The sequence below is a fragment of the Rhodococcus sp. YL-1 genome, assembly GCF_001942025.1.
GTDB classification, from domain to species: Bacteria; Actinomycetota; Actinomycetes; order Mycobacteriales; family Mycobacteriaceae; genus Rhodococcus_F; species Rhodococcus_F qingshengii.
The window spans coordinates 18,596-45,402 of record NZ_CP017300.1; the positions used below are offsets into that span (position 1 = coordinate 18,596).

The following is a 26,807-nucleotide window of genomic DNA, read 5'->3' on the forward strand; positions in this document are numbered from 1 at the left end:
CGTCATCTCAGGCGGAGCTGGCAAGCGCCAGTTCAGTTCGGTCGATGGGGAGTTGCTGCGTGATTACCCGCTTGCTGAACATGAAGTCACGGGGGCGGTTGATGCAGTCGGCGCCAATAAGCTCTCCCTCACGGAGGTAGAAGCAGGTGAAGTCGCGGTCTCGGGTCGGGTCTCCGCTGAGGATGACTTCGTCGTAACCGGTGTTCAGACCGGCGATCTGGAGCTTGAGATCATATTGATCCGACCAGAACCATGGAAGCGCCGCTATCTTCTTGGACTTCCCACACACCGTCGCGGCAGCGACCTTGGCTTGCTCGTGCGCGCTCGGCACAGACTCCAGGCGTAGAGGGCGGCTGTAGCGAGCCATGCTGTGGCTTGCGCAATCCCCGGCGGCCACGATGTCGGGGTCGCTGGTCCGGGCCTGGTCGTCGATCACGACGCCGTTATCAATGACCAGACCTGCGGCGGCGGCAAGATCGGTGTTCGGCTCAACGCCGATGCCGACAATGACGAGGTCAGCGGGAATTGACTCGCCACCGGACAGAACTACTTCACGGACCCTGTCCTCGCCGGACAGAACCTCGACCAGCACACCCGTCCGGATTTTCACGCCCTCCTGCCGGTGAATACGGTCGAAGAACGCTGATACTTCGGGGGCAGTGACCCGCTCAAGGACGCGCCCAGTCGCCTCGAGCACGGTGACCTCCAGCCCCAGTGCACGCAACGAGGCAGCCGTCTCCAGTCCGATGTAACCGCCGCCGATGATCACTGCCCGACGTCCTGCGTGGGCGGCCACTCGGATCATCTCGACGTCTGCGACTGTGCGTAAGTAGTAGACTCCGGCCAAGTTGGCTCCCGGGGTGGGGAGTCGCCGAGGGCGGGCGCCAGTGCACAGCGCAAGCTGGTCGTAAGCTAGTGCGCCGCCGGTACTCAGTGAGAGATGACCACCCGAGCGGTCGATCGCCTCCACCGTCGCATTCAGGACTTGGATTCCCTGCTTGCTATAGAAATCGGCATTGCGGATCGCAAGCTCGTCGAGTGTGCTCTTCCCGGCCAGGTACGCCTTCGACAAAGGAGGGCGTTGGTAGGGCAACGTCGACTCATCGCCGATGAGAACGATCTCGCCGGTCCACCCTTCCTGTCGAAGACTGGCCGCGAGTTGGGCTCCGGCATGGCTGGCCCCGACGACGAGGGCCCGATGTAAGGTCATACGTCGGATTTCGGGGTGAGACGGACCATCATCTTGCTGATGCCCCTGACAAAGTTGGACTGCACATACTCGGGCTCGCCGACGACCTCGATCTTTTCGAAGCGAGAAAGCAACTCTTCCCAGAGAATCCGCAGCTGTAATTCCGCCAGTCGGTTGCCCATGCAGCGGTGGACACCGAAGCCGAAGGAGATGTGGTTGCGAGCGTTGGCCCGGTCGATGATGAAGTCGTCGGGCCGATCGAACATCCGCTCATCACGGTTGCCTGAGGCGTACCACATCACTACCTTGTCGCCCTTGCGGATGAACTGCCCGTTCAGCACGGTGTCGGCCTTGGCGATCCGGCGCATGTAGGCCAACGGTGTTTGCCACCGAATGATCTCCGAGACCATATTGGGGATCAGGTCAGGGTTCGCCTTCAGCTTCTCGAACTGGTCAGGGAACCGGTTCAACGCGAGAACACCGCCGCTCATCGAGTTCCGCGTCGTGTCGTTGCCTCCGACGATCAGCAACACAAGGTTGCCCAGGAACTCCATCGGTCGGTCGATCAGATCCTTGGTGTCTTCGTTGCTCTGCAACAGGGTGATCAAGTCGAATCCGGGTTCCTCCCCGGCAGCTGTCCGGGCAGCCTTGTCGCGCCAGAGAGTGCTGAGACCTCGCGCCATGTCGCGCATGCCGCGGAACACCTCGTCATTGTCCGAGGGGCCGCCGTTGGCTTGCTCCATCGAGGATGCGAGATCAGACCAGTAAGCGAGCTTGCGGCGCTGCTCGTAGGGAAAGTCCAGGAGGGTCGCAAGCATCCGAGCGGTCAACTCGACCGAGACGTTCTGGACCCAGTCGAACGGCTGATCCACGGGCAGGTTGTCCAGCACCTCCTGGACGCGCGATCGAATCAGACCCTCCATCTCACGCAGGTTCTTCGGTGCGACCACGCCTTGGACAGCGGCCCGCTGCGCGTCGTGTCGTGGCGGATCCATCGCTATGAACATCTCGATATCAAGAAAACGAGGTGGAACCCCGATGACGATCAACGGCTCGGCGGAGAAGACCTCGTGGTTCTTGTCGACGGCCATGATGTCGGCATGCCTTGTGACGGACCAGAACGGCCCGAACGGACTGTTAGGCTGGTAGTGGACCGGAGCCTCGTTGCGTACGCGCTCGAAGTACGACTGCCAGCGCCCCTGGCGATAGAGGAAAGGGTTGCTGAGGTCGATGTCGGCGAGTTCGACGTCCTCCACAGGAGGGATGGGGCTCTCGATGAAAAGCCTCTCTCCGTTCGCTCCGGTCACCCATCGCCGCGTCTTGTCGTACAGTTGTGCGCCCTGGATCTGCCGCTCCATCGGGATAGTCGACTGAACCTTAGCGGCGATTGCCTCAGAAAACTTCATTGCGTCTTATCGTCTCTCTCGTCGTCACATCTGAAACTCAGGCATTAGGACGGTCAGGCCGTCCCACGCCTCGGAGACCGGAATCTGGCAGGACAGTCGAGAGGTCGGTTGACGCTCAGGGTTCATCGCGAGCATCTCCTCCTCGTCGGAGCCGGAGAGGCCCACCTCCTCGGACCACTGCGGATCGACGATCACATGGCAGGTGCCGCACGCGGCCTCGCCTCCGCAGTCGCCGTCGATGCCGGGCACTGCATTGTTGGTCGCGACCTGCATCAGCGACTGTCCTTCTTGGAAAGGGACCTCGTGCTTCTTGCCGTCGTGTGAGACAAAGGTGACAACTGCCATAACCAACTCCTGATACGTTGTCCTCGCCTTGGGAACTTGATCAAAGTGTCGTCGGGGATGACCGCTACGGCTATGTTCTGCGGAGTCAAAAACTTGTGAATTCGGCTCAAAGGGATCTGGTGAACCAATGATCCTCGATGACGAGGGTGTGCCCCCGCTCCTGTTCGTGCAATTGCTCGAGCGCCAAGCATTCGACCCAGACGCCGTCGCGCGGCTTCGCAACATCATGTCTCGCGAAGGAACCGACGAGGCGACGCTGATTCAGCGCGACGTTCAGGCCCCCATACGGTGGTTTCGGGAGGTCTACCCCGAACTCGACGTCGACCAGGCAACACTGCTCGGCTTTGCGTTCGCTGAACAGGCCCAGTTGACGTCCTTCGGCCCGTTGAGTTCTCCGCTGGTCAGCGCAGGCTCGGTAGCCGAGATCGTGGAGTTGCTCACCTATCTGCCGTTGATCTCGACAGCTCTCAGTCCACAGTTCCATCCAAGTGACCACGGCCTCACCATCGGGTTCACCGCACACACAAGCGATCCGGCCCTGGACTGCCTGGTCGTCGCCTACTGCGGGTCGGCGCTACTGCGACTGCTTGACATGCTCGCCGGCGACATGCCTACCGTCACACTCCACTTGAGTTGGCCGGTGCCGCCCCTCCTGTCCAATCATGAGGACTTAATAGCCGGGCGCCTGTTTTTCGGCGCTCCGATGTCCTTCCTTCATGTTCCCGCGGACACGCTTAACGAGGTTTGCCGGTTCTCCGATCCCCTCACATACCGACTCGCCATCGGCGATCTGCAGCGAACTCTCGACCAGCGGGGCAGGACCACGTCGTTTTCGGAGAAGACGAGACGGCTGCTGGAGAAGGAGCCCGCACAGGGGAGTATCCACTGGGTCGCACGCGAGTTGTCGATATCCGTCAGCACACTCAAGCGGCGCCTCTCCGAAGAGGGGACCACTTTCCGCGAGTTGCGCCAGTCATTCCTGCGCGAGCGTGCGATGCTGCGGCTACTCGACCGATCAATGTCGGTGACTGAGGTCGCCACGGAGCTCGGATACAGTGACCTCACCAACTTCTCACACGCCTTCAAGCGATGGACCGGCCGTTCTCCGAACGAGTTCCGGCATCCATGACGCTGAGCCGCCCGGTCTCCGGCGGGTTGAGGGGGCTGGCGGATGCGGTAAATCAGTGTGGGGCCGTTCCCAGTGCATGAGATCAGTGGTACTCCAGGGGCCGACCAAGATTTCGGTCCGACAGGATCTTCCTGAGTCTCGGGGTCACCGCAACGGCGTGATCAGTGGTGGAATCCGCGTCGACGTGGGCACTTTGCAGCCAAAGCGAGGGGTTATGCCTGCTGTGTGGGCATGGGCATGTGCTCGGGCATGATCATCTTTCTCGGAAGTGACAGCTCCGCATGGGAACCTAGATTTTCCGGATTGAAGGCAGGTGCTGCGGCAGTTGTGGCCGCGGGCCGGAGCGCCAGCCGACCACCTTTGTTCGAGAACGCCTGCTTGGGCACGTCAAGACACCCCCGAAGTTGGGCGCGGCCGCGTCGAGTAACCGGTTGCGTGAGCGTGCTAGCCGCGGATCGGCCTGCTCGTCGACTGCGGTGAGTGAGTCGGTCGTGGCGTGGTCCGGGGCGGTCATGGGAGCGCGCTCCTCCGATTCGTCTCGTTCAGCCCTGGGCGTATGTGTCGACTCTATCCCGAGCCCCCACCACTATGATACGAATGGTCTCGTACCGAGACTGTTGGTCTTTGAGTTGGGAGGCGCCGGTGGACACACCTGGGACGGGCGCTGTTGAGATCGACGGGTGGACCAGGGCCGAGTGGTGGATGCTGACGGTGTCGTGCCTGGCGGTGGCGCTGGTGGTCGCGGCCATGGCGGCGTTGTACTCGGCGTTGCCGCAGATCGCGGTCGAGACCGGGGCGACGCAAGCCCAGTTGACCTGGATCGTCGACGGTTACACGCTGGTGCTGGCGTGTCTTGTGCTGCCTGCCGGAGCAATCGGTGACCGTTACGGGCGTCGCGGTGTGCTGGTCACGGGGCTGGCGGTGTTCTCGGTCGCGTCGGCGCTGCCGCTGCTGCTGGCCGACCCGGTGTGGCTGATCGCAGCGCGCGCGCTGGCCGGGGTGGGCGCGGCGCTGGTGATGCCTTCGACGCTGTCGATCCTGACCGCGGGGTTCGCCGCTGCCCATCGTGGCCGGGCGGTGGGGGTGTGGGCCGGAGTTGCGGGGTCAGGGGCAGTGCTGGGCATCCTCGGCGCCGGGGTACTGCTCGAGCGGTGGTCATGGCCTTCGGTGTTCGTCGGGTTGACCGTGGCGGGGGTGGTGCTGGCGGGGTTGGCGTGCACTATCGCCGAGTCCCGAGAGAGCGAGCATCCCCCGGTGGACTGGGTGGGTGCGGCGGTGGTGGCCGTCGCGATCGCGGCGATCGTGTTCGCCGCGATCGAGGTTCCCGCGCGGGGCTGGGCCGACCAGCTCGTCGCCGCTATCGCCGGGGTCGGTCTCCTGGCAGCGGTGGTGTTTGTGATCGTAGAGCTGCGGTCTTCTGCGCCACTACTGGACGTGCGGTTGTTCGCCCGCCGCGGTTTCGGGGCCGGCTCGCTGTCGGTGACCATCCAGTTCCTGGTTACCTTCGGAGTGTTCCTGCTGTTGGTGCAGTACCTGCAGCTGATCCTCGGCTATGGGCCGCTGGCCTCGGCACTGGCGTTGGCGCCGATGGTGGTGCCGCTGGTCGTGATCTCGGTAATCGCACCGTGGTTGTCGAGCCTCGTCGGGTTGAAAGTGATGACCGTCTCAGGACTGCTTGCCATCGCTGCCGGACTGGTGCTGGTAAGCCGGTTGACCGTGGCCGCGGACTATCCCGGCCTGCTGTGGCCGCTGCTGATCATGAGCGCGGGTCTGGGATTGTGCACCGCCCCGGCGACCTACGCCATCGTCGCCGACACCCCTGCGGCCAAACAGGGGGTCGCCGCCGCGGTCAACGACGCTGCCCGCGAGATCGGCGCCGCGATCGGGATCGCCGTGGCTGGCAGCGTGCTCGCCGCAGGCTATACCCACCACATCCAGCCCGCTCTGCCCCAGCTTCCCGAGCCCGCCCGCGGCCCGGTCGCCGATTCCCTGGCCGCTGCTCTGCAGGTCGCTGACCAGGCCGGACCGGCGGCCCAACCGCTGGCCGAGTTCGCCAAGGCAGCGTTCGTGCACGGCAGCAGCCAGGCCGCGCTCACGCTGGCCGCCCTCACCGCCGCCGGGGCGATCGTGCTGGCAGTCCTCTCTCCCGGCCCCACCACCCGCCGCTCCCGCGCGTCACGCACTCACACGAACACCCCTCCCCGCTCGAACACCCCCTTCTCGTGAAAGAGGCCCCATCATGACGGCCTATCGCACGATCCTCGTCGACACCGACGGATCCGACTACTCCTACCGCGTGGTCGACCACGCCGCCGAGCTGGCTCACGTCACCCACGCCCGACTCCTGATCATCTGCGCCCGTCACGACATCGACGAACGCGCACTCGGTACTGACGTCGACCGGCTGCGAGCTACCACACCCACCGACGCCATCCTGCGCACCGCGCACCAACATGCGATCGCCCACGGCGCCGTCGACATCGAAACTCGCATCCTGCCCGAGCCCACCGTCCGCGCACTGTTTCACCTAGCCGGCCCGACCGCCGACGACCTCATCGTCACCGCGAACCCCCACCGGTCACCACTGGCCCGGCTGCTATTCACCTCGCCGGCCGAGCTTGCCCACAAAGCCCACTGCGACATCCTCATTGCTAATGGTGAGGACACCTACGGAAGGCGTCCATGACCGAGCACACACCCAACACCAACACACCCGAGACCGCCGGCCCCGAACCTTTCGAGGCCGAGGACTGGATCCGTACCTTCGCTGTGGCGCCGCCTGAACACGTCGACCTGCCGCCTCACCACCCCCACTGCCTTGGTTGCGGACCGGCTAACCCTCACGGCCACCAGTTGCGCGTCCGACGCGACGCACACGGCGTCTACGCCCACCACAGCTTCGATTCCCGCCATGTCGGCGCCCCAGCGATTGCCCACGGGGGCGCGGTCGCCACCGTCCTCGACGACTTGTTCGGGTTTCTGCTCTACACCGTGGGAGAGCTCGCCGTCACCCGCCACCTCGCTATCGACTACCTCGCCCCGGTCCTGCTCGACACCCCCTACACCCTCCGCTCTCACATCCACTCCCGCGCAGGCCGCAAACTACACCTGCGAGCCACCATCGAAAACAACCACGCCCACGTGGTCACTACCGCCACCGCACTGTTCCTCATCGTCGACATCGACCACTTCCTGACCCCCCGACACAACGCCTCGGCGGCGACCGCGCCCACTACACACGAAGACCAACAAGGCCCTCAGATGGACAGTCCCTGACGTGTCCCTCTAGCCGATCCGCGATCGGCAGAGCGCTGTGCCGTCCGTGGCGGCAGTCGGAGACGTGATCGAACCGGGTAAATATCTCCGGCTGTACACCCCCAACCGGAGGCCGGTGCGCGCCATCAGGTCGCAGAACGCGGCGTTGCGGCCGTGTTCGGTCACGACGACGGGACGGTGCTCATGGTTTCAGGGTGAGAGATTGCGTGAGGATCGCATCCCGGTTCCGCGCACCCGTCGCCGGTGTGGGGCGACCTCGGCGGTCGGTTTCGGCTCGTGGCAGCGCAGCGTGACTAGGTGCTGATCGTTGCGCGTAGTCGATAGTCGTCTCCTGTTGAACTATGGGCAGGTGGGGCGCAGTATTTACCGATGAAAACCGAAGAGGAAGAACGACTGATCGCTCATGCGGTGACGCGGTTGTCGGTGAAGTATCCGTCGATATCGGCTGATGTCGTTGCGGACGCTGTTGCGTCTGCTCATGCTCATTTCGACGGTCACAAGGTGCGTGATTTTGTTCCTCTGCTCGTCGAGCGCATGGCGGGTGAGAAACTTTCCTCGCTGGTCGCTTCATAATGGCTGTGTCCGCGGCAGAAGAGTCCGATGTTGCGCAGGCGAGAGTGTTTCTGGCTCTGTTGAATTCGGAGATCGACGAGTTGTCGGAGCGCATCGAATCCGCGCTGCGGCTGGTGCGGGGTGCGCGTCCGGTCGCACCGGTGTTGGCGTCGGCTGCGCGCACCGATGCGGCGGCTCTGCGCAAGGACCTTCATCGGGTGCACGCTCTGGTTGAGCAACTGGTACGCCGCTTTCCTGCCGTCAACAGTCCTACCGATGTGCCTGCCGCACGTTCTCTCCGCAGCTGATCGGTTTCCCTCGCAGCATTGATCGCGCTGAGTACGCGGTCCGGAGTCTCCCTCTATCCACAGGCAGCAATGTACGGGGACGGTGAGCTGCGGGGATGGATCGACAACCAGCATCGAGTGCTGCCCCTGCTGTGGTCGTCTGGGCGGCCTATATCGGCGGGGTGTGCCCTAGCGCACATACTCCGGAGAGTGCATTGGATGAGGTTCGGCGCCGTGGCTTGGGGTTCGTGGTCCTGGGTAACAGTCCGGGATCGAGCGTCAGGAGCAGGTGACGGTCAGGGAATAGATCATTTCCAGATTTGTGGGCTCGCCGTTGGCTTGTTCAATTCGCTGCCTGGTGGGGGCGCGAATTGCGCCTACCTGGACGCGTCGTTTCCGGGTTTTCTTGTCGGCACTGCGTAAAGGTCGGTCGTACGTTGTATTGCTCTTCTGCATCTGTCGGCGGTGAGGAGGTATTTTTCGGCGGCGGTGTAGTCGGTGACGGCGGTGCCGTCCGGGCCAAGGGTGTGGGTGATGAGGTCGAGGTAGCGACGCCGGTAGAGGTAGGCATCGGGCTCTGCGAGTAGAAATTCTACGGCGGCCATGACGTCCGGGGGCGGGGCCGTTCGGGTGCGCCGGGCGCGTGCGTTCAGTTGGTGTGCCGGCGGCACCTCGTGACTGTTCGCGGCAGAGTAGAGCCGCGCGATGCGGCGAGGACTGCTCATCGGGGCTCCGCCGCTGCAGGCAGAATGGTCATCGCGTATCCGAGCCGTATGTCGTGGTGGTGCGAGTGGTGGTAGCGGGGCTTTTCCTGCCGGATGTGGTGGGAAGACCTCGGTGTGTAGGCGCGGCGACGCCGGAGGCAGTCATCGAGGCATCACGAACGAGAAAAGGTCCAGCATGTTCATCGGTCTCCTTGTCGTTAGCCGGGCACATGAGATATGTATACCTTTCTGTCCCGCCGGGTCACAGATATCGAAAGTTACAGATTGGAAAACTCGCGCCACGAGCGAACGTGCCGATGTTCTAACGGATCGGGTTCCGGGGCAGCGACCGAATGCCGTCGCCGGCGCTTCGCGTTCGATCGCCAAAGTTGAATGTGCCGGATGTGTTGCGGTCAATAGATTGCCGCCCATACGTTCGCCGATAACCTATATTATGTCATTTTGTGGATGAAAGTCGCTGCACCGCAACGAAATACACCCACATTGAACGTGCATCGTCAGTATCGAATGGCAATATTCGCTACCAGAGCGAGAGCGGACGTCCTGCAGCCTCGGCCGCAGCGATGCGCTCTTCGATGACGTCGACTCCTACGTTTTGTTCGATCCCGGTACGGATCGCGGTGGCAATGGCGCGAGTGCGACCCGCGGGTCCTCGAACGTCGGCGAGTGGGCTGGCGATGTTGCGTCGCCGGAGCTCGTATTCGCTGCGGTTGCTGCGATTGGTTCCCAACTGCATGTGTGCCGGGTTGGTGCAGCCGGCGAAGTCGCATTGGTGGCACAGCACCGCGTCGTCGGTGTTGGACCAGCCCAACCTCGAGATGACACCGTCTTCGAGTTGGTAGGCGAACAAATGCGCCGGCACGGTCCCGCGGCGGGACGGCCCAGGCAGACTCGCCGCCCGGAAGGAACCATGCCCGGTCGAAGACACACCGCCGATCCACGGCCAGCACTGCTCCCGGCGGCGTCGGAATCGCTTGGACTCGAAACGAGAAACGACGGCAGGATTGTCGAGCCAAGAACGCCACAGACGCTCCGGAATGCGTACAGGCTGGGGCTGCCCGATCAACGTCATCTGGAACGCCCGCAGCGCGGGAGCGCTGTCGGGCATGCCGGGCAGCGGGGATGGAGCATCGTTGACGAACGTCATCGGCCCTGCTCCTGACACTCGATCCGGACTGTTACCCGAGTTGACTGTAGAGACACGTGCCGACAACCAGTTGAAGATCCGGGGTATGACCTGTGGTGGGCTTCGGTAACAGTCCACTCGTACCTGCCATTGCGGCTGCCCTTGCGATCATCCCAATGGCCCTGGTTGCCGAGAACGCCAACCTTTGCGCAGGAATGAAACTCACCCTCGAACCCACCGTCGTCAACGGCGCAGCCTGTCAATGGCCACGAAGTTCTCCCCGTAGGCGGCCAGTAGTTCTCCCCGCTGGTGGCCACGGGTTCTCCCCGGTGGCGGCCAGTTGTTTTTCCCCACCCGCTTTCTGATTTGGGTTAGCTGAAGGGCTTCACCCCCTTGCCGGTGGTGGCTTCGGTGAGGCGGAAGGAGTCGCCGTCGGTGACGACGACGTGCGCATGGTGCAGGAGCCGGTCAACGGTGGCGGTGGCCAATGTTTTGGGCATGATCTCGTCGAAGCCGGAGGGGTGCAGGTTGCTCGAGACGGCAATCGCTCGGCGTTCGTAGGCAGCGTCGACGAGGCGATAGAATCCTTCGGCGGCGTCTTCAGAGACCGGGAGCAGACCGATGTCGTCGACGATGATCAGGTCGGAGCGGATGATCCTCGTCAGGGCTCGGGCGATGGAGTCGTCGGCACGGTGCCGGCGGACCAGGGCACCGAGGTCTTCGATGGTGAACCAAGACACCGCCAGCCCAGCTTCGACTGCGGCCTGCCCGAGTGCCTCGGTGAAGTGAGACTTGCCAGTTCCCGAAGGCCCACAGACGCAGAAACATTCACGCCGCCCGACCCACTCCAGGGTGCGGAGCGCGTCCTGGGTGGCGCGGGGAATCGACGATTTCGTTTCGTCCCAGTCGCCGAAGGTCTTGCCGGTAGGGAAACCCGCGCGTTTGCGGCGAGTGTGCAGGTTCGCCCGGTCCCGGCCGGCGGCTTCCTCAGCGAGGAGAACCCGCACGACTTCGGCGGGGTCCCAGCGTTGGGCTTTCGCGGTCGGGATGATATCGCTCAAGGACCTGCGGATATGGGGCAGTTTCAGGCGTTTAGTCAGGTCGATCGCCTCGGCCAACGGGTCGCCGTTAGCGCTGGTAACAGTGCGCAAAGGGGTGCTCATCAGGCGTCATCGCTTTCATCGTCAGTAGTGGCTGGGCTGGCCGGCGCTGGTGTCTGGCCGAAGGTGGACCAGGCGGCGGTGCCCGGTTGCAGAGTGTGGTTCTCGCTGCGACGGACCGGATCAGCGTGTTCGTGGGTGACTTGGTAGTCGAGGATCGAGATCAGGTCCCGATCGGCGAACCGGCCGGTCATCGCCGCCGTCCCCAACGCTCTGTCGACTGCGTCCGGGGAGTGCAGCTTCGAAAGGTCCACGGCCTCGGCCATCTTCGCCCTGATGCGGCGCGCTCCCGCGGCGGCAGCCTCGACCAGCCAGCTGTTGGCACCCTGGCCCAACTGTAGGAAGGCGAGCTCGGCGGCGGTACGAGGCTTGGGCACCCGGTCGGCGGCGTCGCGGTCTGGGCGGGGTGGGTAGTGGTCGTTGTCGAGGACCGGTGAACCGGGTTGGCCGCGGCGGTGCCGCGCGACTTCGACTGCACCGCCATCATTGTCGACGGCGGTCACGATCAGCTCCTCACCATGGAAGCGGGCCCAGACCCGAGTGTCGATCAACGTGTGCGGCACCGAATACCGCACCCCTTCCACCGAGATCGTCGACTCCCAGTTCACCCGCCGGGTAGTGCCGAACACCGCGGTGAACGGAGATTTCGGCAGCGGATGCAGCCGCTGCAACTCTTCGGCCAGCCGCTCGACCGGCCGCCGCCGAGTAGAGCTGTGGACGCGGGTGTTGACGTCGGTGCAGAACTGCCGGCAAGCCGACTCGAGCTCACCGAAAGAGTGATACTGCTCGCGCAGGTTCACCTCCTTCGGCAACAGGTCGGCTTTGGCGATCCGCACCGTCGCCTCACTTCCTCCCTTCGACTCCGGATCAGCAGGTAAACACGTCCGCAGCGTCGTGCCGTAATGCCGTGCCACCTCCACGATCTCCGGATTGCGGACCGCGATCCCGGCCACGTGATCGATCGTCGCGGTCTTCTCGTTGTCGGTGAGGACATAGACCGGAACCCCGCCCAAGCGGCGGAATGTCGCATCCAAACACGCCGCCACCGTCGGCAATGTCTTGTCCCAGATCGGGATCACCACCCGAAATCGCGACCACGCCAACCATGCGCAGAACAACGTCGTCTTCCGGCCGGAAATCGTTGGCCCGTCACCGAAGTCGTACTGTAACCACAGCCCAGGTTCGGTTACCCACGGCCGATACACTCGCCGCCGACCAGCCCGAAACTGGGCCTTCGCCTCCGCGACCGTCCGGCGCGTGGTCCGCTCACCGCCGGTGAACCCCAGCGCGACGATCCGTTCGTGGATGACATCCGCGCGGACCTTGCCCTGCGAGCGGACCACCAACTCCTCGATCTTCGGCAGAAAGTCGTCGATCGCCCGCGCTCGATGCCGCCGGCGGTCCGGCGGCTGCCCCGCAGCGCGCATCTGCACATACCGGGCCACCGTGTGGTGATCACACCCAGCCAGCTCCGCCGCCGCCCGATAACTACCCGTGAGGTCGTACGCCTCCAAAATTTCCATGATCTCCCTGCTCGATTTCATCCACCCAGCGTTGCCGGGACCGAATCTGACTCACAGCAGGTGGGGAACTATCTGGCCGTACGCGGGGAGAAACCATGGCCACAAAATGCGCCATAAATGGCCGCCAGTGGGGAGCTTACGATGGCCGTCGACACGCCGGCGAGCCAACCGCATCCCTGGCCGCCGCGGCTCAGACGGTAAAGGTGCACGTCGACAGCAGCGCCACACTGCTGCCGCCGACTGGGCCTGACACGTCGTTTTCAACGACGACTGTTCTCGCTCCTGAGGAGAAAATGATGCCACGACTGGCATACACCGCAGCCGGCACATTGGCAGCGTGCAGCAGTCCCCTACCCCATCACTGAGATCGGCGCGTCCACGACGCTGTCCGCAGCGCCGGAAACAAGCCAGTTCGCCCCGCCCCGATCTTCGACGACGAAGGCCGCACCGTATCCGTCGCACTGAAACCCGGTAGCAGTTCCAACGCGATTTGCACCGGATGGAATCCGCTGCAAATCGCCGCCCCTGTTGAGGATCGGAGCTAGAGGTTCACCCGAAATGTGGGGGCCTGTTGAACGTGTCTCGAAGAGTTGGGTATTGGCGTGACGGCTGCGGACGTTCTTTGCGGTTCGTCCTGGACATGTATTGCTCGAGGGTGGCAGCCCGTTGTGCAGCGGTGTTTTCATCGGCAGTGACTATTGGTGCGATGTCGGCCAACCTGTCACGGGCGGATACCAGGTCTGTAAATCGAGACGTGTACGTCAAAATACGCACACTCGCTTCGATCGGCGACGCCGGATCTAAATGATGACCATTGTCTTCGTACAAGCGTGCCTCGTCAGCTCCGGACAGTGCCCATGACAGCGTGTCTACCTCGGCGGAGGACAAAGCGAGGGCGGGATCACGCAGAATTTCATCGGCTAACAGATGGATCTGTTGGATCCGGAAGGTCCACTCATCGGTTGAGGCGAAGAGCACCAGCCGTATGAACTCTCGGAACTCCGGGCTGTCAGTGTCGAGAATGGTTGCAAATCTGGTGTGAAAGTCGTCAAGGGCGTGGGAATCCGATACGAAATCAGCGCTATTTTTGCGTTCCTCAGTCAGTCGATAGGAGTGGGATTGAAATGCTTTCGCGAGCCTTGCGCCACGGCCCATAGGGAGCGACAGTAGGACTCGGGTGACGTCTGAGTACCCTTCGGTGAAATATCCCGCCATCTGGCCGCGGAGCAGGAGATCGAGTTTTTCGAACAAGAACAGTATCGCTGTCATGCTTGCAGCCTGCCCAGGGAAATCCGCCCAAAACTCAGCCTCATCGATGTTCCAGGCTGTCGTCAGGCCTATCACGTAGCGGTCTCGTTCGGGGCCGTAAGAGGGAGGAAGGGCGTCGATTTCTGGACGAACCAACGTATCTATGAAGGATGTGAGCCGTGCTTGCAGGATCTCTTCGGATATGTCCGGGCGCGTGCTCATGATTCCTCCGTGGTGCCAGTCTCGATGAAAATCCACGGCATTTCAAAGGCTTTGGAACTTTTTGGTGCTAGTTCGGCGGCGCGCGGTTTACAGACCGTAGTGTGGGAGGTCTCATCGATGGATTCGTCAACAAAATCCGTGTCGTATCGATCGGTGATGACTACGTTGTCCGGATTAGCCCACACGATCCGAGCTTTCAGCGCCTCACACCCAGGCTCCTTCACGTACATTTCTGTTCGTCGCCGAGTCCTTTCCAAGACCTCGGAACCGGGTTGAAGATCGCTGAACGCCGGTGCTCGTCGGAGAAATACCTCGATAGCGCTCCACACTGAGGACGCAGCCTTCATTGCTCCAAGAGCACCGGATGCCTGAAATCCCGCACTGGCAGGGCTGAACATTCGAGTCTGTGCACTCAAAATGGGAGGTCTCTTTTCAGCGGGAGAGCCGTCCTCTCTCCATTTCTGCGCGGCGTCTGCCAGTGCCTGGCGAACTATCAGTCCGCCCAACGAGTGCGCGACCAGAAACAGCTCCTCGTACTCGGTCGTGATGTCCGTCCGAAGGGCGCCAGCGCTGGTGGTGAGCGCTGCGGCGTTGGGTTTCGGAAAGAAGTCACCAATCGATCTCCGGATCCGGTCCGCTACACCTTTTGGGTTCTCTTTCCGAGACTTATAGCCAATGAACAGCATGTCGGCTTCGAGCCACCATTCTCGCTCGCCCGAGTCAGGGAAATTTTTCCAAGTCCCGATGGCGTTACCACCGAAACCGTGCACGAACACAATTAGTCGTTTGACTTTCCCAGAGTGACTGGATGCGTAGAACGTCCAGCCTTTGTACTTTTCCAGAGCGACCACTGAGTGATGCATTCGTTGATCTTTCCTTATCCGCAGAGTCGATGTAGCTCAGACGTCGGCTCCAAACCCACGTCTTCGATCACTGCGCATGTGTCACAGGTAGTCCGAGATTCGGCTGTCCTCGCGTCAATCGGCGGCAGAATTCGAGGTAGTTGCGTGTCTGCATCCAGCGGTTGAAGGTGAACTCTGGATACGCGTGTTTTTGATTCCACGATCTGGTTGCCGCAGTCGTGTGAGCCGGTTACGTGGCTTTGTCGAGCGATTGGACGATGATGGAGCGTGCTGCGAGTTCGTCTTCGAGATCTATTCGGAGGGACTCGTCGAGACCGTTATCTGCTACAACCCAGTTGTGGTACACGGCTGTCCACAGGAATTTGAATCGGACATGGCTGTTGGCGTTCGTTTCTAGACCTTTGGTCACCATGGCCTTGTGGGCGGGGATGACCTCGTCACGCCACATCGCGTACTCGGCCCCATCGGGGCATGTGAGGTAGTTCAAAAACACAAACGAGTAGGTGTCATATCCAGCTGTGAACTGCGTGTGTCCAAGGGTTTGGTACAGCGAGGAATCTTTGTGGTTTTTGTAGAAACTGGCATCCAGTTCATATGCCTGCACCATCCATTCGGGGAGCTGAATGGCAGGAACCACGGTTCCCTTTTCCTCACCCATTACAGCGTCGATGAGGCCGTCGCCGATGATCGTCCAGTCGTCCGCGTAGACAGGGCCAACTCTCACAGCACCGCGGAACAATCGGCTGTGTCCCCACACCAATCGCAGAATATGAATCTGGAGACTGAACACCATGTCCATGAGCCAGTCCAAGGCTTCGTGAGCTTGCTCCGCGGCCTCAGCACCTGCTGGAAGTCTGTGCTCAGCCAATGCAGCAAGTGTCTCGATATGCTTCGGCGGTAGTGGAATCGCGACGGCCACGTTGTCCGTGAACGTGACAGCCATGGGAGGTTGCGGCGTTTCAGGTCCGCCGACTAGGCCTCGATAGAGGTCGAGATCCCCTCGGAATTCGTTGAACTGACGTACCCAGTCCCTGACAAACTCGAGCTTAGTGGAGTCTGATTCTTCTTTCCAAAACGTCTTGGTTGCGAGCGCGTCGATGTAGATGACGATCGACTCAGCCATGATCGGCTGGCCCTGCGCATCATGGTAAGCATCAGCCACTGGCACGGCTTCTTCACTCGCGGCAGCTGTCTGGTCGGTCATATTCTCTCCCAAGAATTCTCACATTTTGATGGCCGAACGTACCGCCTGACGGAAGGCTAGTCTGCCGGCAGAACGAATACGACCAAATCGAAACGATCAGCCTCGCACCAAACGACGGCAGATTTCGAGGTTGTCAGCCGTCCTGATCCACCGGGCAAAGGTATACACGGCGCGCTTGTCAGCAGGTATCTGCGCCTCCCACAACCGTCGCCACCGAAGCCATGTCCGATAGTCGCACCGGTACTGCGGTTCAAGGTTGCGTTGATCCAACGCGTACTGCACGCCGGTGTCTTCCGACGTCGCCGCGATCACCCGAACGGGCAGTTTGTCAGTCTGCTTCGACCAATCAAAATTCTGTGCGTACACATCCGGCATCAGCTTCTGCAGAAGGCCATCCTGATGCCCACCGCTGATGAAGTTCGTCGTTCCTTGCAACACCACCCGCACCTCCGGTGACACCACCCACCGGCAGTGCCGGAACTGACCGCGCCGAAGCCGCTTCCCCGGTGCACCATTGGCATCAACGACGTCCTCAACGGAAGGCAACGACGACCGGTAACCGTCGACGAGCATCTTCATGCGTGCCTCCGATTTCGTCGCGACTTCCACCTCGACCGCAGCCAACTCACCCGACTCCAACACCTCGATGAAATCAGGGAAACGCAGACCCGAACGCTGCGGCGAATACGGCGCCACACGGTTGTCCCAGTCAGTCCGAACCGGCAACCCCAACCACGTGTTCCGCTCCCCCACAACCGTCGTCCCAGCCGGCCCCTCATCGATCAACGTCAGCCGCGACGGGACAACACCGGCCGCGACACCATCCGACGAATAGTGCACCCCCACCGACTGCAAAAAACGATGCGACTGACTCTCATCGCGGGCCTCCAGCATCCGAATCTGGCGCTCCGAAATCACCGTGCGCCCCCGAGCTCGAGCAGCCAACGTCTGATCCGCAACCAACAACCGATGCAACAGATTCGCAGGCACCGTCATGTGCCCACGCAACGACGAATGCGACACCGGAAACTCCGCCGTCTCCAACCCCACTGTCTGACCATCAAGCGTCGGAACCAACACAACGCCAGCCCACGGCTGATCCTGATTCCGCGTCAACAAACCAGCATCCTCCATCGACCGAACACGATGCCGAGCCGTGCTGATCTTCCCCCCGTAAAACCAATGCGCCGCCTGCCGCAACGACACCACACCATGCAGCGTCATGAACCGAAGCAAGTCCTCATCCGCAGGCTTCCGACGCCACCCCGCCGGCCCCTTCCCACCCGGCTTTCCCCGCCGATCCGCCGGCACAGCATCAGCTGCGAACCGTCGCCGCGACCGAGCCCGTTTCCACTCGGACACAGACTCCGGAGTCGCCAAAACTTCACGCTCCCAGGACTGCACAACCGAAACCAACGTCTCACCTCTCACCGCAGCGGCACTGCCCACACCCTACAGAACCAACCTCCCCAAAACCCGGACCCCAACCCCGACACCAGCTGTCGAGAACAACTTTCCACCGGAAATGCCGCAACCAGCAACTATTATCCGAAAAACCCGACATCCAGCCCCCCAAGAAAAATCCTGACTAACCCCCACAACCGCACGTCACACACACCACAGATTCGCTTCGCTGTCTGGGTGATGGTGTGAGTGCGTGGTTGATGGGGGTTCCGGCTACGCCGCAGGTGTCGGCCACTTCGTGGACCACCCCGTAGCAGTGCCCCGAAGAATGCTCGCTCGCTCGCATCCTCCGGTGCCCTGACGGGGTGGGTGGCCGACTGACCTGCGGTCGTATCCGGTTGGTGGTGGTCGGTCCGCTGCGCTAAGCCTTGTCGGCTTCTGTCGGTGGCTTCTCGCCCCCGGGTGGTGGTTGCCCCTGAGTGTTTGGTCGCTGCTGTTGGTGTCATCTGTTGTGTGCAGCTGTTGGTGTCATCTGGGTCCGCCGGCCGGGTGTGTGTCGCACCCCTGGCGGGGTGTCGTCAACGGTGTTGTCTTCGTTGGGATCTGCGTTGTCGACATCAGGGTGAGCCCCCTCTGCCGGTAGCCGCGCAGCCCGTCGATGTCACCGACAACTGGTGCGGCCGCCAACCCGAAACCCGGGTCGGACGAGCTTCAACCAGCTCTCCCAACAGCACCACCGTGTGGGTGAGTATCTGCATGCGGTGACCATCCGTAGCTGAGCGCAGCGGACCCAGCCACAGCAGTCGTGGACCGGCGCCGAGCAGAACGCAGTGGAAGCCGGTCCACGACCCCAACCGTCACCCGAATCGTGAACCCGCACACCACTCGTTCGTGACCTCAACGCCCACCTGTGAAGCGCCAACAACCCGGCTTGAAAACCCTCACCACCATCACCGCCAACCCGCCACCAACCGCTGCCGACAACGAGCTGCCACCAACACAAACCCACACACCCAACGACACCACCGAGGGGTGAGCACCTGCACAACGCAACCATCCGCAGCCGAGCGCAGCGGACCCAGCCACGGACGGCGCCGAGCAGAACGCAGTGGAAGCCGGCCGGGGCAGCCCACCACCACAACAACCGGTCCGGCAGACACCCCTTCGCCCACAACACAACCGGCACCCGAACCACCCAACGCAGCCACCAGCGGCCGCAAACACCAACCACAAAAGCCGGGGCCTGACGGCCCCAACCCCATCACCATCGCTGACATCAACAGAACCCTCGTGGTCACCTTCTCGAGCCAAAAGCAAAACCCCGGCCACCGGGGGGGTCTATCTCTTTAACGGTGTTTCGGCGGTTTTCCATCAGTAAGTTTCCGATCCCGGCCAACGATCGGCGAACGTGATCGCAAACGCGTTCAGAGCGGGCTTCCACCTCGTTATCCATCGTGCCTGGCCCTTGCCTGTCGGGTCGAGCGAACGTGTCACCAAATACAGACACTTCAGCGCAGCCGCCTCGGTAGGGAAATGGCCACGAGCTTTCACCGCCCTCCGATAGCGGGCATTGAGGGACTCAATCGCGTTGGTAGAGCAGAGCACTCGCCGTATCTCTGTGTCGTAATCGAGGAACGGAATGAACTCCTGCCAAGCGTTGGTCCACAATCGGATGATCGCCGGATACCTCTCACCCCAGTGCTCGGCGAGATCGTCCAGCCCCGCGTGAGCGGCAGCCTCGGTCGGTGCCGTGTAGATCGGTCTGAGATCGTGTTTGAGTGCGTCCCAGTGTTGACGTCCCGAGAGCCGAAAGGTGTTGCGGATCAAATGCACGACGCACGTTTGTACCGTCGTGGCCGGCCATACGTTCTCGACGACTTCCGGCAGGCCTTTCAATCCGTCGCAGACCAGGAAGAACACATCCCGAGTGCCGCGATTGCGAATGTCCGTCAGCACGGACATCCAGAATTTGGCGCCCTCACCGCCGGTGCCGGCCCACAATCCGAGCACGTCGCGCCGTCCGTCGAGACTGACGCCGATCGCCGCGTAGATCGGCCGGTTTGCGACCTGCCCGTCTCGAACTTTGACGACGATCGCATCGACGAAAACTGCCGCGTACACCTCGTCGAGCGGACGGGCAGACCAGTCCTGCATCTCCTCGAGGACCTTGTCGGTGATCCGCGAGATGGTCTCCTTCGAGACCGAGGCCCCGTAGATTTCAGCGAAATGCGAACTGATTTCACCAGTCGTTAATCCTTTGGCGTACAACGACAACACGATCTCATCGACCCCGTTCAATCGACGTTGGCGCTTCTTGACGATCTGCGGCTCGAACGTCCCTTCCCGATCACGAGGGACCTCGATCGGGACATGCCCACTGGCCTCGGTCAACACCGTTTTCGACCGAGTCCCGTTGCGAATATTCGTAGACTCCCGATCGGCCGGAGCTTGGTTCTTGTCGTGCCCGAGGTGCTCGGTCATCTCCTCGTTCAGTGCGGTTTCCAGAACGGTTTTAGTGAACTGCTTGAGCAAACCGTCCGGCCCGGTCAGCGACAGGCCCTGCTCCTTGGCCAGGCGCACCAACTCCGCGGCCGCCGCAGCTTCCGCGGAGGGCTCGGCCCTCTTCTTCGTCACATCTTCCAGTGTCGTCATCTCGGCACCTCCTCGCCGAGCATTCACTCAGCGTCTCGGGCCAAAACACCGATTACGAAACAGTCCCACCGGGGCTGACAACAACTGCAGACACCATCCGTCGACGACGTCGCCTCGCGCGCGAAGCGCGCGGGTGGTTAGGGGTGGTTGGGGGTGTGGGGGGGGAGGTGTGGTGGGTGGCGGCGGGTGCGGTGGGGGTGGATGTTGCGGGCCCCCTGTGGGGTGTGCAGGTGCTCCCTGCGCCTGGCTGGTGGGGGGACAAGGGTTCGAGGGTGGGCGCGGGAGGGTGGGTGTGGTTGCGGGGCAGGGGGTTCCGTCGGTGAGGTGAGTCGGCCGTGGCCGGGTGTCGGGGCTGGGTTGGTGGTGCGTGCTGGCTGTGGGGAGGGTCGGGGTGGGCTCCCCCAGGGGGAAGGCTGTCCGGATCGGGGCGTTTGGGGGTGCGATAGGTGGGAGTCGGTGGGTGGGGTGATGTTGTGAGGTCAGTGGGGGGACAGAGTTTCTCGCGGTTGAGGTTGCTCGTCCGGATGGGTGGTCGGTGGGCGCCGCGCTCCGAGCGTGAGGTTGGGGGTGCCCGGTCGCCGGCGTCATGTGAACGCGCGCGTGGCGTGAGGTCCGACAGCTGCAGAGATCGTGGTGACAGGAGCCGATCATCAACGTGGGCTGCGACGATGGTGCGTCCGTTACGGTCCGTGGGTGACCGGAACCGGGGGTGGGATTGTGCATGTGCACCCTGCGCCGTCGCGTGATGTCCAGGGCCCACCGGTTACGAGGAGATGATGCTGGCGTGGTTGAGATTCGCACCGACCTGTCGGATGTGGCCCGAGGCAAGGCCGTGGGCGCGCTGACCGATGCGGTCAAGCAGGAGTCGGCGCTGCGGGAACGGATGGAGACAGCTCGGGATCGTTCGGCGGCGGCGATCGTCAACGCCCGCGAGGTCGGGGTGTCGTGGGATGAGATCAGCGGCGTCTTCGGTGGGGTTACGCGGCAGTCGTTGACTGAACGGGTCATGCGTTTCGAGGCCCGTTCGGAGAGCCGCCGTAGCGCCTCGTGGGAGGGGACACGAATCGAGACACCCCCTGGGGCAGGGCATACCGGGGCATGGCGACTCGCCAGCGTCCGGCAGGCCGCCGCAAACGGAGCTGATCTGGCGGCGGCTGCGGCTCGGCGTGCGCACCTGGTCGACGAGACCGATCCACGTCAGATCCAGACTCGAGTCCGGGCGGTCGGGCACGCAGCGTTGGCTGCAGCGAAGGAAGCTGTTGTGGCGGCCGAGACTGGTGCCGGTCCGGAAGGTGTGCGGGATGAAGCCGCGGCCGGCATCGCCTTCACCGCGGCCGCCGGGTACCTCCCCGGCGACGCCTGACCGTCGGTTCCCCCACTCCCCCGGGGAGAGAGCTGTCCGCTTTCGAATGGTGTGGGTGCTGTTTCCAGCGAGGGCAGCGGGGGGACAAAGAATTTCACCCGGTATGTAGTTCCGTGGCCGTTGTGGGCGGGTCGAGTTGAACTCAGCTCAGCTCAGCAATAGGTCCGTGGCCAGTCGACGAGGTCGGCTGACGCCGATTCGTGGTCGGGCGCGGTCGACCAGTGCGGCGGCCAATAGTCGCGTTGGGCGTGGCGCGACTATCTCGTCGCTGCGCGCCCGGCGTTCACCCGGTCCTGTTCGCTGTCGGCCAGTTGCCGAGTGGTGATGCTTCCTGACCCTCCTCCCGGGATGGGCTGGATTCCTGCCTATCCCGGCAGGCCCCCTTCCCCCGGGGAGAGAGCTGTCCGGCTCGGGGTGTCGCGTATCGGCAAACCCAGTCGATGTTGTCAGGGGGACAAAGGATCTCGCGTGTGGCTCAGTGCCGCAGTGTCAGGCGCCGGCGCGGATCGTCATCGATGGCAACGAACGCCGACGGCCTTGGGAGGGCACGATGACGACCACCGCATACGAGTCTCGACAGATCAGTGACGAGCGCCGAGCTGCAGCGCGCAAACACGCCACCCACCTCATCCGCCGCAGTGGTCGCCACGTCGCCGAAGACCAGATGACGGTCTACAAAGTCGGCTACAGCGTCACCACCCTTGACGGCACCGAAGTCGCGTTCATTCTCGGATGGGAATGGGCGACGCTCGCAGAGGAGCGCGCCATCCTGAGCGACGCCGGATACGACCTTCTGGGCTTCAACTACGCCCGCGCGATCTGACCACCCAGGGGCGGCTGACCTCGGCCCGGCCCCCACCTGACGGAAGGAAAACAATCATGACTGCACCCGAGCAGCACGCCACGTTAAAGGACGAGCTTCTCCGTCTGAGCGCGGAGCATGTCGATCTGGGCGAGAAGATCGAGAGGCTAGCGCTCCCGGCGATGAGGGAGTACGTGTGCGCCCTATGGCCGGATGCGGCGATCGTCTACTCCAGTCCTGAATGGGTCGTCGAGAAGGTAGTCGCGGTGGACGGGCGGGTGCTCGCCGACGAGGAGTTCTTCAAGCCGTATTTGATGATCGACAATGACGATTCTTTGCCACCCATCGTCGAGGACATCGGAACGTTGATCGCGCACCTTCCGCCATCTCAGCGAGGGGACTACAACCATCACGAACCGGACTTCGTTATCCGGCTGTACCAGGGCGCGTAGAAGCCGACATTCACCCACCGACGCTGGTGGGTGAATGCGTCCGGCTCAGTCCCCCAGGGAGAGCGCTGTCCGGCCCATCGATGCGTGAGCGGCTGCTGTTTCTGTCATGCCGCACTCGGACAACGGTTCTCGGAGAGTAGGGGCATACCGTCAACCACACGACAGAAGGATGCAGCGATGCTGACAACGAAGACGCCCACCCCTTTCCAGGACAAGCTCACCGAACTGTGCGACGCCAAGAGGGCACTCGACCGCCAGATCGACGAGATCGCTATGGCAGCCCTGAGCGAGTTCGTGCGCAATGTGTGGCCCGAGGCCGGGATGCTGCGGGCAGATATCGAATTCAACGTCTACGAAGTCACCACGGTCGACGGCGGGCGGGTACTCGCGTCGAGCGACGACCTCGACAACTTCTACGCCGATGGAGTCGACTTGAGCGAAATGACGACGCTGGTGCACGCTCTGCCGCCCGGGCAGCGTGGAACCTACGACAACACCACGGAGTACTCGATTCCCCTCGCACCGTTGCGCTGAGCCCGCGACAGGCCCACTCGCGCCCACCCGCCGACGCCTGGCGGGTGGGCGTTCGGCTGCCCCGACCGGGCAGGCAAACGCGACTCCCCCACTCCCCCACTCCCCCAGGGAGAGTGCTGTCCGAACTCTCCGCCAGCACGCCATCCCAGTCCGGCAGCGGACAAGTCGTTGCCAGAAAACTCCCCAACAGGCAGTGCCCCAGCGTGACCAGACACCAGCCAAGGTTTCCTTCCACAAGTTGTTCACCCGACCGAAGGAACGATCATGGCCGACACCACCTCAACCGTCAGTAGCGCGACAACCGTCGCAGACCTGATCGCCACCGGAGGCCGAGCCTTGCCCGCAGAACGAGTCGGCGACGCACAGGCACTGATCTCGTGGATTCTCAACACCATGTGCCCCAACAAAGTCCGCGAGCGCGCGTCGAACTTGCACCAGGCACTGTCTGTGGACGCGCCGGCAAAACCAGCCGGCCCCGCGGTGGTGCACTCCTCACCCGCGGAACTCCGAGAATTCGCTCAGAACGTGATCACCGACATCAACTCAGGAATCGCCTATACCGCTGATGAGATCGCCGAACACATCGAGCGCTACTTCGTCGTACCTGCACCCTCAGAGCACGTCTCAGACGTAACCGGGTACATGGTTCTCAACCCCGAAAACACCGCCGACCTGTGGGACGGCGTTGTACACACAACACTCGAGGCGGTTCGGCAAGAAATGGCGCACGCCGAACAGCGGAAGAACGAGGTCGGTGAAGGCTGGGCGATCTACGAAGTCCGGCCGCTCGGTGAGTCCACAGTCAGCAAAGAGTGACAAACACTGCCGATTTCTCCCAGCAGTGACCGGAAGTGCCAGCGGTAGACATAGGCGCAGAGCGCGATAATCGCTCGTTGGCAGATCCTCAGAACATTGGAGAGAGTGCATGACAACTGCCCAATCCCTGGCTGTAGGCACGAAGGTTCAGTTCGCCGAATCCAAGCGCTGGTGGCGCGTGCGGGCCGTGTCCGAGGACAACAATTTCGTGATCCTCACCAGCCCGTTCAATCTCAAAAAGACAGTGCAGTACACGATCATCGACAACCGGCGCGGTGTACGTGGCCCCGACGACAGGATCTTCAGCAACGGCTACGAGTCCGACGAGGACATCAATGCGCGACTGAGTGAGCTGGTCGCCGGAAGCATCTCCGTCTCGAAGAAAACGTCGAAGTTCGTCGAGCTCGACATCGTGACCGTGAAACCGTGACAGCCCGCCACCGGGTTGCATCGGATTCCCGACGTGCATCAGCGCTGATCTGATCGCGCTGCGCGCTCGCGGATCCTCAGGACTGTCCTACACACTCAGCGCGGCGGCCGGCGCCATCTACCGTCAGCGCCGCATCTGATGCCGCACAACAGAACCTTTATTCGTAGAACTTGGCTGAGCGAAACGATAACCGTCAACGCAGCATTTCGGCCCGACAGCACGTCGTCGCCCAGCGATCGCCGCACCCATCCCGTCCACTTACGAATCGAGCCAATGTCATGAACAACTTGAACAACTCAGATGAAGTAGCAATCGATGTCGGGAGAGTAGCGCTGGAGGCGAGCGAGGGCGTCGCCCATGGTTCCGATCCCGAGGACTTCTTCCTGGCGGCAGGCAACGCAGTCCTCTTCTGGCTGCCTTTGAATGGGTACCCCATTCTCACCGCGGAGCAGATGGTGCCCACCGAGGAGAGCACGAAAGCGGGGCGGAATGACTTCAACGACCATGCGCCGTTCACTGCTGTACCCCCCGAAACCGGATCGAAGATGTTATGCGCTATCACAGGAGCAGACAGCAACCCCGGTGGAGAACACGCCTACGTAACCGTGCGGGTGCCGAAGGATTTTGTCTCGGGGCAGTCAATCGCAGATCTTGCAGGCGCGGGAAAGAGTCGCGAGCTAGCAAAGCTCCTCGCCCCGTCGGTAGCCGCGGAGGAGGGAAGAGCATGCGAATCCTGACCGTGCGTCAGCCCTACGCGTGGCAAATCGTTCACGGAGACAAGAACATCGAGAACCGGACGAGGAACATCGCAGGAAAATACCGCGGCCCCGTCGCTATCCACGCTTCACTCAAGCCCGACATGGAAGCACTGCGAGGTCTTCCGATGAGGCACCCCCGTGGTATCCCCCGGATCCACTACTACGGTGCGATCATCGGTGTCGTCGACCTCTCGAGTGTGCATCATGACCGGGATTGCGAATGTGACTGCTCGGACTGGGCGCAACCGGGTCACTTCCATCTGCGCCTACGAAATCCGCGAGTACTCGAATCCCCGATCGAGTACAAGGGCGCACTGGGACTTCGGACCATCGCTGACGACAGCATTATTCGGCGGCTCGATTTAGCGGAGGCGTACCAGTGACAAGCAGCACAGATCAACAGAGCACACTGCCGCTCGCGGAGGATCGAACGTCAATCAGGCGCAAGATCGCGGACATGTGGCTCCAAGAGATCGCATCACAGCCGATGAGCTTGTGTGCCGACGATGGCACCAAAGTGCTTGTCTTGGCGGAGTTGACGTTGCGGATGGTCGACAAGGCAGGATATGCAAGGGGTGCATCGTGACTGACATTGGAGGCCATGCGAAGCCCCGGGCAGTGGAGATCCGCACTGAACCTTTTGCGACGAAACTCGCTCGGCATGGCCGGGACGAGTTAAGGCGACGCGGGCACGACGTTCCCGAGCCGGTAAAGGAATGCACGATGGACGGAGACTGTGACGCGCCTGAGCATATCGACGGCTGCTTCGGCGGAAGCGAACCTAGTGAATCGGTCGAGGTGGCCGTCTACGTCCGACTACCGGACCCGGAGAATCCGTCACCCGCGTTGATCGAGGCCGCGTACATAGCGCAGGACGACCTGTCGAAGCCACCCGATCAGTGGGCAATCAGAGCTGCTGCGGAGGTAATTCAGTCGTACATCGACGCACAGAACCACACCACCGTGCATGTTCTGGGGCACCAAATTCGGAGATAAAGCCCTGAGCGGAAGCATCTTTGACCGTGCGGGCGAGTGGGAGATTGAGGCCACGATCTTCCTGGACGGAATAGCAGTGGCATATACACAGACTCGCCAGGTGACGCCCACGAGTTCGCGATGGAACTGTCGTCGCGAATCTCGAGCGCCGTGACGTGTCGTCGTGACGCTGCCGAATGTGGTGGCCAGGCTTCACTGAGCAGGTCTTGAAGGGTTTTCGAGGGGCCTGATAAGGCTGTCCGCCTGTGCGGGCCGTGTGGTCATCTGTTCATCCTGGTTGCCAACACCAGCTGCCCTCACCGCTGCATTCCTTGCCGCACACCGGAACCCGCATCTGTAGAACTG

Annotated in this window: 28 protein-coding genes; 16 read left to right on the top strand and 12 right to left on the bottom strand. The window is 62.4% G+C overall.

The window, feature by feature from the left end:
- Window positions 1-7: 7 nt before the first annotated feature.
- The 3 genes from BH682_RS29715 to BH682_RS29725 are packed head-to-tail and all read right to left on the bottom strand — an operon-like array spanning window position 8 to window position 2,940.
- Entirely contained in the window at window positions 8-1,210 is a 1,203-nt protein-coding gene (locus BH682_RS29715) for an NAD(P)/FAD-dependent oxidoreductase (RefSeq protein ID WP_003942429.1), read from the bottom strand.
- Window positions 1,207-2,595: a cytochrome P450 gene (locus tag BH682_RS29720; RefSeq protein ID WP_003942426.1), complete on the bottom strand. Its 1,389-nt coding sequence runs from the start codon at window positions 2,593-2,595 to the stop codon at window positions 1,207-1,209. The genes BH682_RS29715 and BH682_RS29720 overlap by 4 nt, the downstream gene beginning before the upstream one ends.
- A gap of 24 nt (window positions 2,596-2,619) precedes the next feature.
- Entirely contained in the window at window positions 2,620-2,940 is a 321-nt protein-coding gene (locus BH682_RS29725; protein WP_003942421.1) for a 2Fe-2S iron-sulfur cluster-binding protein, read from the bottom strand.
- A gap of 127 nt (window positions 2,941-3,067) precedes the next feature.
- Between BH682_RS29725 and BH682_RS29730 the strand changes: the two genes are divergently transcribed.
- From BH682_RS29730 to BH682_RS29755, 6 genes are all read left to right on the top strand, one after another.
- On the top strand, window positions 3,068-4,069 hold the full coding sequence (locus BH682_RS29730) for an AraC family transcriptional regulator (protein ID WP_003942428.1): 1,002 nt from the start codon (window positions 3,068-3,070) through the stop codon (window positions 4,067-4,069).
- A gap of 702 nt (window positions 4,070-4,771) precedes the next feature.
- Window positions 4,772-6,295 (top strand): MFS transporter, encoded by a 1,524-nt coding sequence (locus BH682_RS29735; protein ID WP_019750069.1) that lies wholly within the window; start codon window positions 4,772-4,774, stop codon window positions 6,293-6,295.
- A 13-nt stretch (window positions 6,296-6,308) separates the two neighbouring features.
- Complete coding sequence (locus BH682_RS29740) at window positions 6,309-6,755, top strand: universal stress protein (protein WP_019750070.1); 447 nt, start codon at window positions 6,309-6,311, stop codon at window positions 6,753-6,755.
- Window positions 6,752-7,345: a PaaI family thioesterase gene (locus BH682_RS29745; RefSeq protein WP_019750071.1), complete on the top strand. Its 594-nt coding sequence runs from the start codon at window positions 6,752-6,754 to the stop codon at window positions 7,343-7,345. The genes BH682_RS29740 and BH682_RS29745 overlap by 4 nt, the downstream gene beginning before the upstream one ends.
- 369 nt (window positions 7,346-7,714) lie before the next feature.
- Entirely contained in the window at window positions 7,715-7,918 is a 204-nt protein-coding gene (locus tag BH682_RS29750) for a three-helix bundle dimerization domain-containing protein (protein ID WP_019750074.1), read from the top strand.
- Window positions 7,918-8,205: a hypothetical protein gene (locus BH682_RS29755; RefSeq protein WP_019750075.1), complete on the top strand. Its 288-nt coding sequence runs from the start codon at window positions 7,918-7,920 to the stop codon at window positions 8,203-8,205. Before BH682_RS29750 ends, BH682_RS29755 begins: the two co-directional genes overlap by 1 nt.
- A 356-nt stretch (window positions 8,206-8,561) precedes the next feature.
- On the opposite strand, the gene BH682_RS29760 is transcribed toward BH682_RS29755, so the two are convergent.
- The 9 genes from BH682_RS29760 to BH682_RS29800 form a co-directional block, all read right to left on the bottom strand.
- Window positions 8,562-8,909, bottom strand: a complete 348-nt coding sequence (locus BH682_RS29760; protein ID WP_223304650.1) for a hypothetical protein — start codon at window positions 8,907-8,909, stop codon at window positions 8,562-8,564.
- 520 nt (window positions 8,910-9,429) lie between these two features.
- Entirely contained in the window at window positions 9,430-10,056 is a 627-nt protein-coding gene (locus BH682_RS29765; protein WP_019750086.1) for a hypothetical protein, read from the bottom strand.
- Between the two features lie 350 nt (window positions 10,057-10,406).
- Window positions 10,407-11,198, bottom strand: a complete 792-nt coding sequence (istB, locus tag BH682_RS29770) for an IS21-like element IS1415 family helper ATPase IstB (RefSeq protein WP_003944771.1) — start codon at window positions 11,196-11,198, stop codon at window positions 10,407-10,409.
- Window positions 11,198-12,739, bottom strand: coding sequence for an IS21-like element IS1415 family transposase (gene istA / locus BH682_RS29775; RefSeq protein WP_030538069.1), 1,542 nt, complete (start codon window positions 12,737-12,739; stop codon window positions 11,198-11,200). The genes istB and istA overlap by 1 nt, the downstream gene beginning before the upstream one ends.
- A 528-nt stretch (window positions 12,740-13,267) precedes the next feature.
- The gene (locus BH682_RS29780) at window positions 13,268-14,188 is read right to left on the bottom strand and encodes a hypothetical protein (RefSeq protein ID WP_075835581.1); all 921 of its coding nucleotides are present in this window, start codon (window positions 14,186-14,188) and stop codon (window positions 13,268-13,270) included.
- A complete protein-coding gene (locus tag BH682_RS29785) occupies window positions 14,185-15,051 on the bottom strand; it encodes an esterase/lipase family protein (protein ID WP_058228340.1) in 867 nt (288 codons plus the stop codon). Before BH682_RS29785 ends, BH682_RS29780 begins: the two co-directional genes overlap by 4 nt.
- 229 nt (window positions 15,052-15,280) lie before the next feature.
- Window positions 15,281-16,255, bottom strand: a complete 975-nt coding sequence (locus BH682_RS29790) for a hypothetical protein (RefSeq protein WP_075835583.1) — start codon at window positions 16,253-16,255, stop codon at window positions 15,281-15,283.
- Between the two features lie 96 nt (window positions 16,256-16,351).
- On the bottom strand, window positions 16,352-17,389 hold the full coding sequence (locus BH682_RS29795; RefSeq protein ID WP_157127661.1) for a hypothetical protein: 1,038 nt from the start codon (window positions 17,387-17,389) through the stop codon (window positions 16,352-16,354).
- A 1,641-nt stretch (window positions 17,390-19,030) separates the two neighbouring features.
- Window positions 19,031-20,311 (bottom strand): IS256 family transposase, encoded by a 1,281-nt coding sequence (locus tag BH682_RS29800; RefSeq protein WP_075835918.1) that lies wholly within the window; start codon window positions 20,309-20,311, stop codon window positions 19,031-19,033.
- A 784-nt stretch (window positions 20,312-21,095) separates the two neighbouring features.
- Between BH682_RS29800 and BH682_RS29805 the strand changes: the two genes are divergently transcribed.
- The 10 genes from BH682_RS29805 to BH682_RS29850 all read left to right on the top strand — a co-directional run bounded on the left by BH682_RS29805 (window position 21,096) and on the right by BH682_RS29850 (window position 26,462).
- Window positions 21,096-21,674 (top strand): hypothetical protein, encoded by a 579-nt coding sequence (locus tag BH682_RS29805; protein WP_064112145.1) that lies wholly within the window; start codon window positions 21,096-21,098, stop codon window positions 21,672-21,674.
- Window positions 21,675-22,224: 550 nt separating this feature from the next.
- Window positions 22,225-22,497 (top strand): hypothetical protein, encoded by a 273-nt coding sequence (locus tag BH682_RS29810; protein WP_047269193.1) that lies wholly within the window; start codon window positions 22,225-22,227, stop codon window positions 22,495-22,497.
- Between the two features lie 56 nt (window positions 22,498-22,553).
- Entirely contained in the window at window positions 22,554-22,928 is a 375-nt protein-coding gene (locus BH682_RS29815) for a hypothetical protein (protein WP_047269192.1), read from the top strand.
- A gap of 177 nt (window positions 22,929-23,105) precedes the next feature.
- Window positions 23,106-23,462, top strand: coding sequence for a hypothetical protein (locus tag BH682_RS29820; RefSeq protein WP_047269191.1), 357 nt, complete (start codon window positions 23,106-23,108; stop codon window positions 23,460-23,462).
- 264 nt (window positions 23,463-23,726) lie between these two features.
- The gene (locus BH682_RS29825; RefSeq protein ID WP_064112147.1) at window positions 23,727-24,278 is read left to right on the top strand and encodes a hypothetical protein; all 552 of its coding nucleotides are present in this window, start codon (window positions 23,727-23,729) and stop codon (window positions 24,276-24,278) included.
- 109 nt (window positions 24,279-24,387) lie between these two features.
- Complete coding sequence (locus tag BH682_RS29830; RefSeq protein ID WP_058228469.1) at window positions 24,388-24,708, top strand: hypothetical protein; 321 nt, start codon at window positions 24,388-24,390, stop codon at window positions 24,706-24,708.
- 278 nt (window positions 24,709-24,986) lie between these two features.
- Window positions 24,987-25,445 (top strand): hypothetical protein, encoded by a 459-nt coding sequence (locus BH682_RS29835; RefSeq protein WP_075835587.1) that lies wholly within the window; start codon window positions 24,987-24,989, stop codon window positions 25,443-25,445.
- Window positions 25,433-25,849: an ASCH domain-containing protein gene (locus BH682_RS29840; RefSeq protein ID WP_075835589.1), complete on the top strand. Its 417-nt coding sequence runs from the start codon at window positions 25,433-25,435 to the stop codon at window positions 25,847-25,849. Before BH682_RS29835 ends, BH682_RS29840 begins: the two co-directional genes overlap by 13 nt.
- Window positions 25,846-26,052 (top strand): hypothetical protein, encoded by a 207-nt coding sequence (locus BH682_RS29845; RefSeq protein ID WP_075835591.1) that lies wholly within the window; start codon window positions 25,846-25,848, stop codon window positions 26,050-26,052. Before BH682_RS29840 ends, BH682_RS29845 begins: the two co-directional genes overlap by 4 nt.
- Before the next feature lie 137 nt (window positions 26,053-26,189).
- Window positions 26,190-26,462: a hypothetical protein gene (locus tag BH682_RS29850; protein ID WP_143542510.1), complete on the top strand. Its 273-nt coding sequence runs from the start codon at window positions 26,190-26,192 to the stop codon at window positions 26,460-26,462.
- Window positions 26,463-26,807: the final 345 nt, after the last annotated feature.